Origin of the sequence: Streptomyces sp. SUK 48, from assembly GCF_009650765.1 — a bacterium.
Classification (GTDB): domain Bacteria; phylum Actinomycetota; class Actinomycetes; order Streptomycetales; family Streptomycetaceae; genus Streptomyces.
Genome location: NZ_CP045740.1, coordinates 4929182 through 4941455, shown reverse-complemented (window position 1 = coordinate 4941455; position 12274 = coordinate 4929182). Strand labels below are relative to the sequence as shown.

Annotated in this window: 16 protein-coding genes and 1 pseudogene; 7 read left to right on the top strand and 10 right to left on the bottom strand. The window is 70.1% G+C overall.

What is annotated here, in order from left to right; genetic code table 11:
- Nucleotides 1-66: 66 nt before the first annotated feature.
- Together GHR20_RS21665 and GHR20_RS21660 are read right to left on the bottom strand one after the other, a co-directional pair.
- On the bottom strand, nt 67-756 hold the full coding sequence (locus tag GHR20_RS21665; protein WP_111585918.1) for a response regulator transcription factor: 690 nt from the start codon (nt 754-756) through the stop codon (nt 67-69).
- Between the two features lie 409 nt (nt 757-1165).
- The gene (locus tag GHR20_RS21660; RefSeq protein ID WP_275549021.1) at nt 1166-1816 is read right to left on the bottom strand and encodes a ScbR family autoregulator-binding transcription factor; all 651 of its coding nucleotides are present in this window, start codon (nt 1814-1816) and stop codon (nt 1166-1168) included.
- A gap of 114 nt (nt 1817-1930) precedes the next feature.
- Here GHR20_RS21660 and GHR20_RS21655 point away from each other — a divergent pair, with 114 nt between their 5' ends.
- Nucleotides 1931-2860, top strand: coding sequence for a ScbA/BarX family gamma-butyrolactone biosynthesis protein (locus tag GHR20_RS21655; protein WP_243878101.1), 930 nt, complete (start codon nt 1931-1933; stop codon nt 2858-2860).
- Nucleotides 2861-2966: 106 nt separating this feature from the next.
- Here GHR20_RS21655 and GHR20_RS21650 read toward each other — a convergent pair whose 3' ends face one another.
- On the bottom strand, nt 2967-3731 hold the full coding sequence (locus GHR20_RS21650) for a glucose 1-dehydrogenase (RefSeq protein ID WP_111585920.1): 765 nt from the start codon (nt 3729-3731) through the stop codon (nt 2967-2969).
- A gap of 181 nt (nt 3732-3912) precedes the next feature.
- On the opposite strand from GHR20_RS21650, the gene GHR20_RS21645 reads away from it, so the two are divergent.
- The 3 genes and pseudogenes from GHR20_RS21645 to GHR20_RS37635 form a co-directional block, all read left to right on the top strand.
- The gene (locus GHR20_RS21645; protein WP_153814121.1) at nt 3913-4557 is read left to right on the top strand and encodes a carbonic anhydrase; all 645 of its coding nucleotides are present in this window, start codon (nt 3913-3915) and stop codon (nt 4555-4557) included.
- 100 nt (nt 4558-4657) lie between these two features.
- Nucleotides 4658-5101 carry a hypothetical protein gene (locus GHR20_RS21640; protein ID WP_111585922.1) on the top strand — a complete coding sequence of 148 codons (444 nt, stop codon included), beginning with the start codon at nt 4658-4660 and terminating at the stop codon, nt 5099-5101.
- A 384-nt stretch (nt 5102-5485) separates the two neighbouring features.
- A pseudogene (locus GHR20_RS37635) lies at nt 5486-5716 on the top strand (UDP-N-acetylglucosamine--N-acetylmuramyl-(pentapeptide) pyrophosphoryl-undecaprenol N-acetylglucosamine transferase); the annotation flags it as partial.
- Nucleotides 5717-5764: 48 nt separating this feature from the next.
- On the opposite strand, the gene tgmC reads toward GHR20_RS37635, so the two are convergent.
- The 6 genes from tgmC to GHR20_RS21605 all read right to left on the bottom strand — a co-directional run bounded on the left by tgmC (nt 5765) and on the right by GHR20_RS21605 (nt 9457).
- Nucleotides 5765-6907, bottom strand: coding sequence for an ATP-grasp peptide maturase system methyltransferase (tgmC, locus tag GHR20_RS21630; RefSeq protein ID WP_153814120.1), 1143 nt, complete (start codon nt 6905-6907; stop codon nt 5765-5767).
- Nucleotides 6904-7869, bottom strand: a complete 966-nt coding sequence (gene tgmB / locus GHR20_RS21625; protein ID WP_153814119.1) for an ATP-grasp ribosomal peptide maturase — start codon at nt 7867-7869, stop codon at nt 6904-6906. Before tgmB ends, tgmC begins: the two co-directional genes overlap by 4 nt.
- Nucleotides 7869-8141, bottom strand: coding sequence for a putative ATP-grasp-modified RiPP (gene tgmA / locus GHR20_RS21620; protein ID WP_153814118.1), 273 nt, complete (start codon nt 8139-8141; stop codon nt 7869-7871). The genes tgmB and tgmA overlap by 1 nt, the downstream gene beginning before the upstream one ends.
- Before the next feature lie 125 nt (nt 8142-8266).
- Nucleotides 8267-8644, bottom strand: a complete 378-nt coding sequence (locus tag GHR20_RS21615; RefSeq protein ID WP_111585923.1) for a hypothetical protein — start codon at nt 8642-8644, stop codon at nt 8267-8269.
- 35 nt (nt 8645-8679) lie between these two features.
- Nucleotides 8680-8934 carry a hypothetical protein gene (locus GHR20_RS21610; RefSeq protein WP_153814117.1) on the bottom strand — a complete coding sequence of 85 codons (255 nt, stop codon included), beginning with the start codon at nt 8932-8934 and terminating at the stop codon, nt 8680-8682.
- An 82-nt stretch (nt 8935-9016) separates the two neighbouring features.
- Entirely contained in the window at nt 9017-9457 is a 441-nt protein-coding gene (locus tag GHR20_RS21605) for a hypothetical protein (RefSeq protein WP_146609819.1), read from the bottom strand.
- A gap of 135 nt (nt 9458-9592) precedes the next feature.
- On the opposite strand from GHR20_RS21605, the gene GHR20_RS21600 reads away from it, so the two are divergent.
- Genes GHR20_RS21600 through GHR20_RS21590 form a run of 3 tightly spaced genes read left to right on the top strand, consistent with a single transcriptional unit; the run spans nt 9593 to nt 10808 of the window.
- Nucleotides 9593-10432, top strand: a complete 840-nt coding sequence (locus GHR20_RS21600) for a helix-turn-helix transcriptional regulator (RefSeq protein ID WP_153814116.1) — start codon at nt 9593-9595, stop codon at nt 10430-10432.
- Nucleotides 10429-10623 (top strand): DUF397 domain-containing protein, encoded by a 195-nt coding sequence (locus GHR20_RS21595; RefSeq protein WP_153814115.1) that lies wholly within the window; start codon nt 10429-10431, stop codon nt 10621-10623. Before GHR20_RS21600 ends, GHR20_RS21595 begins: the two co-directional genes overlap by 4 nt.
- Nucleotides 10620-10808 (top strand): DUF397 domain-containing protein, encoded by a 189-nt coding sequence (locus GHR20_RS21590; protein WP_153814114.1) that lies wholly within the window; start codon nt 10620-10622, stop codon nt 10806-10808. The genes GHR20_RS21595 and GHR20_RS21590 overlap by 4 nt, the downstream gene beginning before the upstream one ends.
- Nucleotides 10809-10868: 60 nt before the next feature.
- Here GHR20_RS21590 and GHR20_RS21585 read toward each other — a convergent pair whose 3' ends face one another.
- Nucleotides 10869-12260 (bottom strand): cystathionine beta-synthase, encoded by a 1392-nt coding sequence (locus tag GHR20_RS21585; protein ID WP_153814113.1) that lies wholly within the window; start codon nt 12258-12260, stop codon nt 10869-10871.
- Between the last annotated feature and the right edge of the window lie 14 nt (nt 12261-12274).

The window sequence follows — 12274 nt, the reverse complement described above, 5'->3', positions numbered from 1 at the left end:
CCCCCGTCGGCATTCGTCAGCCGCGCCCCGTGCGGTATTCACCGGCCGCGCCCCGTGCGATATCCGTCAGCCGTGCCCCATGCGATATCCGACCCCGCGGACCGTGATGATCCAGGAAGGGGCGCCGAGTTTCGCCCGGAGGCTGCGCACATGGGTGTCGATGGTGCGACTGGAATCCGCCCAGGTGGTTTCCCAGACCCGCGCCATCAGTTCCTTCCGGGAAATGACGCTTTCGGGCGTCGCGGCCAGAGTGCGCAGTAATTCGAACTCCTTGGCGGTGACATTCAGCGGCCGGCCGTCCAGCCGGACCTCGCGCGTTCTGCTGTCGATGCACAGCGGGCCGAGGGAGAGCGGCCGGGACCGCTCCGACCGGGGGCGGGCCCGGCGCAGTACGGCCTCGATGCGCGCCAGCATCTCGCGCTCCCCGCACGAGGTGACCACGCAGTCGTCCGCCCCGGCCTGGAGGGCGAGGACCCGGTCGAGCTCGGTGTCGCGGGCGGTGACGGAGATGATGGGCTTGTCGCCGGCCTCGCGTATCGACCGGCAGACCTCCAGCCCGTCGATGTCGGGAAGATCGAGGTCGAGCAGGACCAGGTCCGCCTGCTGATGGGCGCTCAGCGCCGCCGCGCCGGTGTCGACGCTCCGCGCCTGGAACCCCTGCCGGCGCAGTCCGCGCACCCTCGCCTCGGCCCCGCCGACGTCGTCGCCGACCACCAGCACGCGAGTCGTGTCCGGTTGCGCAGCGTGCACTGCCATCGCTCCCCCTCGTACGCGTCCTACGCGCCAGTCTTCCCTTGGATAAAAGAACACACGTCCTGTTTTTTGTACAGCCGCACATGCGGAGCGAGGAGGGGTAAATGGGGGCAGAGTGGGCACATTTTCCTGTCACAGTACGCCGAGAGGAGTAACAGATCCGAAATTTGCGCTATATCGGATGCTCGAAAACAGGACGTCTAACACGTACACTCACTCGAAAGCACCCACCCGGGGGGTCCGGGCGGATGGGGCTGCTTCGTCACGCCCCTGTCCGCAGCTGGGTGATGGCTGGCGTTCGACTCATCCGTCACACACGGCACGGGGGTACACGAATGCAAATTGATCGAGGTTTGAACACAACGCGGCCCCGGGTGGGGACCCGGAGCCGCCGATCTGGTCCGGCCACGTCTCACGCGTGGTCGGCAGCCTCCTGTTCGCCGCTCTCCCGCAGGAGCCGCTCCGCCCGGTAGGGCGACAGGTCGAGCTTGGCCAGCACCGCCGGGGTGACGATGCTGGGCAGCAGCAGCTGGTACAGGCCGGCTATCTCCTCGGAGAGGCTCAGCTTCTCCTCCAGGACCTCCGTCACGAGCTGCACACCGGTCCACGCGCCGACGAACACCCGCGATACGGCGGCGGGGTCGGCGTGAGCCAGCAGCTCACCACTCTCCTTGGCCTCGGTGAGCAGTTCCCGCCCGAGTGCCACCCAGTCCGGCCACCGCGTCCCGAACAGCCGTCGCGCCTTGGGGTCGACGGCCAGCCGGATGGCCGCGTGCAGAACCGGCTCCCTGGGCAACCGGTGGGCCAGCAGCAGTCCCAGATCCACCCATTCCTGCAGTTTGAACGACTGCGGGCTGAGCCCTTCGGTGGTCACGGCCTCGTCCAGCACGGCACGGGCCATGTCCTCCTTGGAGGCGAAGTGGAAGTACAGGGCCCCTCGGGTCAGTCCGGTCCGTTCGACCAGCGCGGCGATGGTCGCGGCGTCGTACCCGACCTCATTGAACAAGCTCGCCATGTTCTCCAAGATGAGTTTACGAGTGCGAATCGCGCGATCCTGCCTCACTAGCCGGCACCTTCCAGCAGTCCGTAGATCTGTCGTCTGTCACTCACTGAAGGGCCATCCATGAGTAACCGAATGCCCGTTACTTTATCAGCGCCGCTCACGCGAGCGAACTCCATGTCACGCCTGAGGACGCTGTGCAACAAGCGGGAACCCATGACGGGTGCCGTCGATGTCAGACGTCCCGCGCCCCGCGGCACCGGACCCAGACCGGAGCTGGGCGAGTACATACACCTCAGACACGCCCCGGCGATCCTCGTCGGACAGTGGCGCCAGGAGGGGCCGGACAGCTTCACCGTCACCGCCCGCTGGCCCGGGCACCGCGGCCCCGGCGCGTACGACCCCCGGCTCCTGACGCAGACCATCCGGCAGAGCGGACTGCTCGTCGCGCACGCCGAGTACGGGGTGCCCACGGGGTATCAGACCCTGCTGAGCAACCTCGACATCACGGTACGGCCCGGGTTCCGGGCCCCCGAGGTCTCGGACTTCGAGGTCGACATCGCGGTCACCCGGTCCGCGAGGCACAGCCTGGGCATGGAGTTCCGCATCCGGCGGGACGGCGTCACCGTGTGCCTGGCGAACACGAAGTTCAGCTGGGTGGCCCCCGCGGTCTACCGCCGGGTGCGCGGCCCGCACTCCAGCGCCGGCTGGGGCGAGTGGCCCCTGCCGGAGCCGGTCAGCCGCCGGCTGACCGGCAGGACCGACGACAGGGACGTGCTCCTGGCGCCCGGAACGGCCGGTCACCGGTGGCGGTTGCGCACCGACGTGTCCAACACGCTGCTCTTCGACCACCCCGTGGACCACGTCCCCGGTCTCGTCCTGCTGGAGGCGGCGTACCAGGCGGCGCACGCCGTCGCGGGCCAGGCGCCCCCCGAACTCACGGACATCGCCATCGGCTACCAGCGCTATGTGGAGTTCGACGAGCCGTGCTGGATCGAGGCCGCGTGGCTGCCCAGCCTGATGCCCGACTGGTTCGCCGTCGCCGTCACCGGACACCAGGGCGGAGAGCTGGCCTTCCAGGCGCAGTTGCGGGGGCTGCGGCCATAGCCGCGGGCCGGGGCGGTCGCGGGCGGCGCGTCCCGCCGTCCGCGACCGCCCCGGGGGGACGTCGGCGCCGCCCGGGTCAGTGATGGACGGGTCAGAGACCGGCGGGTCAGTGATTGGCGAACCCTCCGTCCACCGGCAGGACCGTGCCCGTCAGGAAGGGGCAGCGGTCGCTGAGCAGCCAGGCGGCGGCCTCCGCGATCTCCTCCGGCGCCGCGGTACGGCCCTGCGGGGTCAGGGAGTTGACCATCTGCTCCAGGCCGGGGTTGCGCGCGAACCAGTCGACGGTGATCTCGCTGCGCGTGGTGCCCGGGGCGACCGCGTTCACCCTGATGCCCTGCGCCGCGTACTCGTCCGCGGCCGCCCTGGTCAGTCCGACGACCGCGTGCTTGGAGGCGATGTACGGCGCGGCGGCGGGGATGGCCAGCAGGCCGGCCACACTGCTGTTGTTGACGATCGCGCCGCCGCCGCGCGGCAGCATCGCGGCTATCTCGTGCCGCAGGCAGTTCCAGACGCCCCGCACGTTGACGTCCATGATCGTGTCGTACACCTCGTCGGGCATCAGATGCAGCGGTGTACGGTCCCCGCCGATGCCCGCGTTGTTGAACGCCCCGTCCAGGCGCCCGTACCGGGTGACGGCGTACTCCACCGCGCGGCCCGCGTCGGCGGCCACCGACACATCGCCCACCACGTAGGACGCCTCGGCCTTCCCGTCCCGTAATGCGCCCACGAGTGCCGCCAGCCGGTCCTCTCTTCGACCGGTCAGCACCACCACCGCGCCCTCCCCGCTGAACACCTTCGCGGCGGCGGCACCGATGCCGCTGCTCGCTCCGGTGATGAGGACCACCTTGCCCGCCAGAAGTTCGCTCGTCATGGCGCGCAGTCTCTCAAGGAGCCGGACGCCGCCTCAGGAACTTCCGGACGTCGGCCAAGAGGCGGTATCGGGGCGGCGATGATCCGGCGCGGAAACGACCAAGTGTCGTTAAATCGCCACCCAGAGTGATGGCTCGCGTGCCTACGGTGAACACTACTGGCACGAACACCGAGGAAGCGTCATGGCCACCCCCCACCGGGCCTTACGGACGCCGACCGCGCCCGCCCCCCGTCCGCCCTTCCCGTCTCTCGTCCCCCCGTCCGGCACGGACGAGCCACGGCCCACCGCGGCCGCCGTCCTGGACGAACTCCTGGCCGGCAACGCCCGCAGCACCGGTGGCCTCCCCCGGCAGCCGTACGTCCGTCCCACCGGGCGGCGGCCGTGCGCGGTGGTCATCGGCTGCGTGGACGCGCCCGTACCGCCGGAGCTGGTCCTCGACCAGCCGCTCGGAGAGCTGCTGTGCGTGCGTACCGCCGGGCTGGTCCTGGACGAGGCCGTGCTCGGGTCCGTGCAGTACGGCGTGCAGGAGCTCGGCGCGCCGCTCGTGCTGGTCCTCGGACACGAGCGGTGCGCCGCGGTGGCCGCCACACTGGAGCGGCTGCGCACCGGGGCGCCGGTGCCGGGCCATCTGGAGCTGCTGGTGGAGGAGATCGCCCCCGCCGCCCGCCGCACCCGGAACCGGCCCGGCGACTGGGCGGAGCACACCCTGCGGGCCCAGACCACCTGGGTGCGGGACGCGATCCGGGCCGACCCCGCGTTCGGGGCGGCCCGGGTGGTGGCGGCGCTGGCGGACGCCGGGACGGGGCTGGTGTCGCTGCTGCCCTGAGGGGGCTGCCCCGAGGAGGCCGCTCCGAGGGGTTCGCACCACTTCGATTGGGGGGCTTTCCCCAGTGCGGGCGGGGCGTGGCGCTTTCTAGGGTGAGGGCATGAGCGCACGTGACCCGCAGGACGTCGGACTCAAGGCCGACGCCGAGCTGCGGAAGGACCTCGACGCAACCATCCAGGCCCGCCGGGACCTCGGGGAGGAGTACGACTCCGCCCTGGTCGAATCCTTCCTGGAGAAGGTCGAGCAGCGGCTCGACGGCGCGGTGGACCGGCGGGTGCGGCGGCAGGTGGCCGAGCAGCAGATGGCGACCGCGCGCGGCACCGCCGGGCGCCGCAACCCGGTGGACTCCTGGGGCGAGAGGTACGGCTTCGCCCTGCTCACCCTGGTTCTCGCCATCCCGCTGTCCGCGATCGCCGGCGCCCTCGCGGGCTTCGCCGGAATGGTGGCCACCTGGATCGGCATCGTCGGGGTCAACGCGGCGCAGGCGATACGCCAGCACCCCGAGCTGCTGTCGGGGCGCCGCCGGTCCGGCGCGGACGGCTGACGGATTTGCGCGGGGACCGCCGCACCCCCGTTACCGGGGGGCGGGACGACGGCGGTCCCCGCGGGGGACGCGGGCCGGGTCAGGGCCGGGCCGCGCGTCCTTGGCGTCCATGGAGGTCCGGGAGCCGCTCCGGAGGTCCGTGACGCCGACAACCCCTAATCTGCCGGACGCGTGTTAAGCGAGTGCTGCGTCCACGTGACGCCTTCGTACCACTTCCCCGACGATTCGAACGCCCCTGGTCACGAGGGGTTCGCCGCGGTCACGGGCCGGTGGGCGAGGAGGCGGCGGTTCTGGCGTGGATGCGCGGGAGGCGGAGTGGGCGGGGCGGCTCACCCGCTACCCGTGGCAGCTCGCCCGATCTCCGTTTCGCCGAGGAGCGGCCCGATGCACAGCGCCCCTTTCCGTCTCGTCGTCACGGGCGGCGGGACCGGTGGACACACGTATCCCGCGCTGACCGCGGTGCGCACACTGCGGGCGCGCGTCGCCCCGGCCGAGGGCATCGCGTTCACCACGGTGGCGACCGGCAAGATCCGCCGCTCGAAGAACCCGATCAAGCTGGCGTCGCCGGCCAACGTGCGGGACATGGCCCGGGTGCCGCTCGGTGCTGCGGGCGCGGCGGGCCATCGACGGTTCCCGGCCGGATGTCGTCCTCGTCTCCGTCCGTCAGATCGGCAGGTCCCAGCCGGGGCCGTCCTCCGTGCCGAGCCACACCCGCTGACCGGCGGCCGAGACGGTGATTCCGAAGCCCGCCTGATGAGGTTCACCGGCGGCCTGCCAGCGCTGCACGGCCTGCTCGACCCGGTCCCACAGCCGGACGGGCCCACGCTGTACGACGGTCCAACCGCCGTCGGCACCAGGTGCCGTCCGGGCCTGTGAACCGGTGGACACGTCCCAGAGGATCTGTTCCGCTCCCGCCCCCATGCGTTCGGCCGAGGGTGCCGCGAGCTGTGCGACCCAACTGCCGGTCCAGTCGTCGAGCTTCGCGGGGTCGATCCGGCTCGGGCGCTCCTCCCCCGGCAGAAGGACCAGCGACGGGCGGGGCGGCCGGTCGTGCGGCCGGGCGATCATGAAGCTCGTGTAACCGGGCAGGAACCGGCCCGTGGCCTGACCGGGGCCGGCCACGTCCAGCAGCGTGAGGGCGTTGGCGTAACTCCAGCCGGACAGCGTGACCAGGATCTTTCCGCCGGGCTTCACCTGGTGCAGCCACGGCAGCGGGACGTACCGGACCGAACACGTGGCGATGAGCCGGTCGTAGGGGCCTCCGTCCGGGTCGCCACGCAGCCCGTCGCCGATGATCAGTCGGGGTGCGAAGCCGGCTGCCTTGAGCGCCGCGGAGGCTGCCCCGCCCACCACCGGGTCGTACTCGACGCTGGTGAGGGAGGCGTCCCCGAGGCGGTGTGCCCCGAGAGCGGTCGAGTACCCGGTTCCCGTACCGATCTCCAGCACGCGGTGTCCGGTCTCGACGCCGAGCCGCTGCCACATGCGCAACACCAGCGACGGCAGGGTGGACGACGATGACGGGGAACCCGTCACGGCTTCCTCGGTCACGTCGGCGGGCCTGATCCGACCGTCCAGCTGAGTGATCAGCGTCTCGTCGGAGTACACCCCCTCCAGCCATCCGGGATCGCCCTCCCTCACGGGGCGGTAGCTGGTCGGGACGGTGCCCGCGACCGGCCTGAAGTAGGACCCCGTGAACAGCTCACGGGGAACCGCCCCGGCGGCGCTGCGCCACTCGGGTTCCATGAGGGGAGCGTCCTCGATGAGACTGTCCACCAGGGCGGAGCGGAGCTGAGTCGCTGTGCTCACGTGTCGGGGCCTTTCTCCAGCTGGTCCGCGATGGCCTGGGCGATCGCCTCGGTGGTCTCCGCCGGCTGCCAGGCCCACTGACCGTTCGGGTTGCACTCAAGGAAGTACCAGTCACCGGCGGTGGATACGACGAAGTCGAACGCGCCGTAGACCAAACGGAGTTCGGCGAGGTACGCGGCTGTCGCACGGGCGACCGGTTCCGGTACGTCGACCGGGGTACACGTCATCAGGTCCTGCCGGTAGCGCCAGTCGAGGTCGGGGCTGTCGATCCGAACTCCGAACAGTCGGCCGCCTATGACGGTCACCCGCGCGTCGAACGCCTTGTCGACCCTGGCCTGGAACAGGTGCGGGCAGACGGACACGGCGTCGGTGATCTCGGCTCCGCGTACCTCCCGGACCCACACACTGTGTGGCCGGTCGTCCACGCGGTAGGGCGTGTTCCACACCGGCTTGTAGACCACGCCGCCGGGCTGATGGGCGGCGAACGTCCGTGCCTCGTGCGGATCATTGGTGATCAACGTGCTGGGTACCAGGAACCCACAGCGTTGCGCTGTCGACAACTGCGCGGGCTTGAACTCCGCGGCCCGGTTGTTCCAAGGGTGATTGACGTAGTGCGCGTCCGGGAGCGACGCGGCGAGGATGCCCCCCACGCCCCACAGCGCTTGTTCCCCGGCGAACCGGCGGTCCTGGTCGCTCAGCCCCTGCGGCCCCTGGTAGGGCGACGGCCTGCGCACCCAGACGGACCGGACCCGGCCGAGGTCGAGTTCCCGGCTCGCCGTGCGCAGGATGCCCCGCTGGACGCCGGTACGGTACGTGGCGGTCAGCGAGGCATCCGAGTGCAGGTCGGTGCCGGGGTCGAGACGGACCACGGGAATCCGGCGCTCGGCGAGAAGCCGCAACACCACGTCCGTTGTCACGTCGTAGGGGTTGGTCAGCACCAGTACCGACCTGCTGTCACTCATCAGTCGGAACTCTCGTCCTGGTCGTACGACTCGGTGCTGTCCGCGTCGGTCGCGCCGCCCGGTCCGGAGCCGTCACCGGGGGTGGTCGTGGTGGGCGTCAGGCCGTTCGTGCTGGTGCCGTGCTTGCCCAACTCGACCGTCCGGCCGTGTTCGTCCACGATGACGGCGATCTGCGTTTCGGGGTCGATCACGGGTGTGTACCGCGGAACCGTGGTGGTGGCCGCGAACGGCGCCATTCGCCGTGTGCCCCACGGGGCGGGTGTCTGTGGCATCTGTGCTGTGTCTCCGTTTCCTGGCGGTGCTGAGCGGAATGGGCCTCGGACAACGCCCGGGGGCGGGGATCTGGGGCCCGCTCCAGGCACGGAAGCCAGTGGTGCGGCAGGAGTGGGATGCCGGGTCACAGGGTGAGTCGGGCGGCGGCTTCCTGGATGGCCGCGTCCTCGGGGTCGACGTACTGCCAGTCGCAGCGTCCGGGGTGGCCCTTGAAGACGGTGCAGCCCGGGGCCAGGGGGGTCGGCCTGGTCATGCAGCACTCGATGTCCTCCAGCCACTGCTCGGACGCCCCGTCCCGCCAGCGCACGAAGACGTCGGAATCCGGGGCCCGGCGCACGCCGGTGCGGAGGAACGCCGCGTGGTCATCGTGCGGCACGTCCTCGAGCAGGCACCGGAGCGGCGGGGACGGCGCCCAGTCGATGTCCGTACGCGGGGACGGAAGCTGCTTCGCGAGGGCGAGGACGGCGTCGTCCAAGCCGGTCGTGGCCTTGCATCGGAACATCGTGGCCTCCCGGGCGCGGTTGCGGTGAAGGGCGGTCAGGTGGCGGGACGCCGGTCCCACCGCTGGTTGCACTGGTGGATGTAGGTCCGTACGAACGCGCAGCAGTCCTCGCAGGCGTAGGCCGGCGCGCGCTGTCCGTCGTGCTCGACCGGACCGATCCAGAGGACGTACTTGGTGTGGCGGCACAGGAGGCAGAAGCCTCGCGTCAGCGGCCGGGCCCTCACGGGCGGTCGCCGTCGCGGTGCCTCGGGCATCGGCACGGCGGCCAGGCGCTGGAGAATTCGGGCCACTTGAGGGGGGTCACCTCGTGCTCTTTCCGCACCACGTGCCGGTTCCCCTGGCGGTCCACCCGGTACACGGCGAGGGTCATCGTCAAACCTTGATCACCCTGGCCCTGACGCCGGCCTCGACCGTCAGAATCAGCTCGTCCACATGGTCCAGTCCCAGGCCGTTGCGGAACGTGAGGCGCGGGCCCCAGGCCGTCTGGATGACATCCACGTCGACCAGCCAACCGGCCTCGCTGAAGGCGCACTTCAGCCTGGCGAGCATGTCGTCCGGCCGCAGCCCGCACGTCACGGTGACCGCCGTGGCGCTCGCCGGTAACCCGGAAGGGCGCTGCTGCCGCAGGATCAACCCGTCGAGCAGCAGATCGAGCAGGGCGCGTCCCTGCCGGAGGTTGCAGTCGCCCAGGCGGATGACGAAGTCCCGGCATTCGTTCGGGGCCAACCTGGTGTGGAACTGGGGGAGTTTGATGGCGGCCTCGTTCAAGACCGCCGCGAGCGAGTTGGTGATCTCCGCGACCTCGATGGCCATGCTGGTGTGGGGGTGCATCGCCCAGCCTTTCTCAACCACTCCTCTGTGTAGCGGAGTCGCTACCGTGCGCCTTCAGAGTTGCCTAGACTCAGAGATCCTTCAATGGGCCAGATCGGAAGGAGGGGTTGCTTCGACATGGTCAATCGCAGGGAGTTGGACCCGGAGGCCAGCCCCGCAGCAGCATTCGGCGCGCGTATGCGCAGGCTGCGCGAAGAGCAGAAGTGGACTCAGGAGGAGCTGGCGGAGAAACTGGGGTATTCCAGCCAGCACGTGTCGGCTGTTGAAACTGCACGCAAACCGCCAACCCTGCGGTTTTCGAGGAAGCTTGACCAGGTGTTCGGCCTCGCCAGCTCGACCGACACGTTGGAGCGGGAGTGGCGCGAGTTACGGCACAGTGTGCTGCTGGAGGGGTTCCCCGAGTACGTCAAGTACGAGGGGCAGGCAGCAGAGATCCGGCTGTTTCAGATCGGGCTGATCCCTGGACTGCTACAGACACCGGAGTACGCCCGGGCGGTGGCTGAGGGCGATGTGCGGCGCGGGGTCATCACGCCCGAACAAGCCGATGAGCGCGTCGCGTTCCTGGCGAATCGGCAGGCAGCGCTGGTACGCCCCCGGTCGCCCATAGTGCTGGTGGTGATGGACGAGAGCTGCCTCCACCACACGGTCGGCGGCACGGAGGTCATGGATCACCAGCTCCAGCGGCTCGCCGAAGTCGCCTCCCTCCCGAACTGGGTCATCCACGTGTCTCCTTTCGGGATAGGAGCACGGCGATCGTTCGACCTGCCGATGTACCTGTTGACGATGCCGGACCTGTCAGTGGTCGCGTACGCGGAGTCACAGCTGCGGGGGCACGTGGAGCGCGAAACGGCAGCCGTGCTGCCTCTGTTGACGGCCTACCATCAGTTGCAGGCCGAAGCTCTGCCCCAGGCGGCATCGGTGGCCATGATCCATGAGGTACGAAAGGGCACCCCGTGACGACCGACTCCCCCCGCTGGTTCACCTCCTCCTACAGCAGCAACGGCGGCGCCTGCGTCGAGGTCGCCACCAACGTCCCCGGCACCATCCCCGTCCGCGACACCAAGGACCACGACGCGGGCACCCTCACCTTCCGCACCAACTCCTGGTCTGCGTTCATCCAGTTCGCCTCCCAGAAGGACACCCCGTGACGGACTCCCCCCGCTGGTTCACCTCCTCCTACAGCAGCAACGGCGGCGACTGCGTCGAGGTCGCCACCAACATCCCCGGCACCATCCCCGTCCGCGACACCAAGGACCACGACGCCGGCACCCTCACCTTCCGCACCAACTCCTGGTCCACGTTCGTCCAGTTCGCCTCTCACCAGAGCGTCTGAACGCAGCCAGGCACCAGAACGGGCCCCCTCCCACCCGGGAAGGGGCCCGTGTCGTCGGGACTACTTGCTGCCGCCCTTGGCCAGGAAGGACAGCAGGTCCTGGCGGCTGACGACGCCCTTGGGCTTGCCCTCGACCAGGACGATCGCCGCGTCCGCCGTACCGAGCACCTGCATCAGGTCGCCGACCGGCTCACCCGAGCCGACCTGCGGCAGCGGCGCGGACATGTGCTTCTCCAGCGGGTCCGACAGGGACGCCCGCTGGGAGAACAGCGCGTCGAGCAGCTCACGCTCCACGACCGAGCCGACGACCTCCGCGGCCATCACGTCCGGGTGACCCGCGCCCGGCTTGACGACGGGCATCTGCGAGACGCCGTACTCGCGCAGCACCTCGATGGCCTGGCCGACGGTCTCCTCCGGGTGCATGTGCACGAGGGAGGGGATGGTGGCGCCGGACTTGTCGTTCAGGACGTCGGCGACGCGGGCGCTCGGGCCCTCGTCCTCCAGGAAGCCGTAGTCGGCCATCCACTCGTCGTTGAAGATCTTCGAGAGGTAGCCGCGGCCGCTGTCCGGGAGCAGGACCACGACGACGTCGTCCGGGCCGAGCCGCTCGGCGACGCGCAGCGCGGCGACCACGGCCATGCCGCAGGAGCCGCCCACCAGCAGGCCCTCCTCCTTGGCGAGGCGGCGGGTCATCTGGAAGGCGTCCTTGTCGGACACGGCCACGATCTCGTCGGCGACGGTGCGGTCGTAGGCGGTCGGCCAGAAGTCCTCGCCGACGCCCTCGATCAGGTACGGGCGCCCCGAGCCGCCGGAGTAGACGGAGCCCTCCGGGTCGGCGCCGATGACCTGGACCGTGCCGTCGCTGGCGTCCTTCAGGTAGCGGCCGGTGCCGGAGATGGTGCCGCCGGTGCCGACGCCCGCCACGAAGTGGGTGATCTTCCCCTCCGTCTGGTCCCACAGCTCCGGACCGGTGGAGTGATAGTGCGACAGCGGGTTGTTCGGGTTGGAGTACTGGTCGGGCTTCCAGGCACCGGGGGTCTCGCGCACCAGGCGGTCGGAGACGTTGTAGTACGAGTCCGGGTGCTCCGGGTCCACGGCGGTCGGGCAGACGACGACCTCGGCGCCGTAGGCACGCAGCACGTTGATCTTGTCGGTGCTGACCTTGTCAGGGCAGACGAAGATGCACTTGTAGCCCTTCTGCTGGGCCACGATGGCCAGACCCACGCCGGTGTTGCCGCTGGTGGGCTCCACGATGGTGCCGCCGGGCTTCAGCTCCCCGCTCTCCTCGGCGGCCTCGATCATGCGCAGGGCGATGCGGTCCTTCACGGAACCGCCCGGGTTGAAGTACTCCACCTTGGCCAGGACGGTCGCCTGGATGCCCTTGGTCACGTTGTTGAGCTTCACCAGCGGGGTGTCGCCGACGAGGCTGATCATCGAGTCGTGGAATCGCACCGTTGTCTCCGGTC

What these genes read in the sequence shown, in the direction of transcription:
- GHR20_RS21655 (WP_243878101.1), top strand. Translation starts at nt 1,931, where the DNA reads ATGTCACGCCTGAGGACGCTGTGCAACAAGCGGGAACCCATGACGGGT.
- GHR20_RS21605 (WP_146609819.1), bottom strand. Translation starts at nt 9,457, where the DNA reads ATGGCCATCGAGGTCGCGGAGATCACCAACTCGCTCGCGGCGGTCTTG.
- GHR20_RS21600 (WP_153814116.1), top strand. Translation starts at nt 9,593, where the DNA reads ATGGTCAATCGCAGGGAGTTGGACCCGGAGGCCAGCCCCGCAGCAGCA.
- tgmA (WP_153814118.1), bottom strand. Translation starts at nt 8,141, where the DNA reads ATGCCACAGACACCCGCCCCGTGGGGCACACGGCGAATGGCGCCGTTC.
- GHR20_RS21665 (WP_111585918.1), bottom strand. Translation starts at nt 756, where the DNA reads ATGGCAGTGCACGCTGCGCAACCGGACACGACTCGCGTGCTGGTGGTC.
- tgmB (WP_153814119.1), bottom strand. Translation starts at nt 7,869, where the DNA reads ATGAGTGACAGCAGGTCGGTACTGGTGCTGACCAACCCCTACGACGTG.
- GHR20_RS21615 (WP_111585923.1), bottom strand. Translation starts at nt 8,644, where the DNA reads ATGTTCCGATGCAAGGCCACGACCGGCTTGGACGACGCCGTCCTCGCC.
- GHR20_RS21640 (WP_111585922.1), top strand. Translation starts at nt 4,658, where the DNA reads ATGAGCGCACGTGACCCGCAGGACGTCGGACTCAAGGCCGACGCCGAG.
- GHR20_RS21650 (WP_111585920.1), bottom strand. Translation starts at nt 3,731, where the DNA reads ATGACGAGCGAACTTCTGGCGGGCAAGGTGGTCCTCATCACCGGAGCG.
- GHR20_RS21645 (WP_153814121.1), top strand. Translation starts at nt 3,913, where the DNA reads ATGGCCACCCCCCACCGGGCCTTACGGACGCCGACCGCGCCCGCCCCC.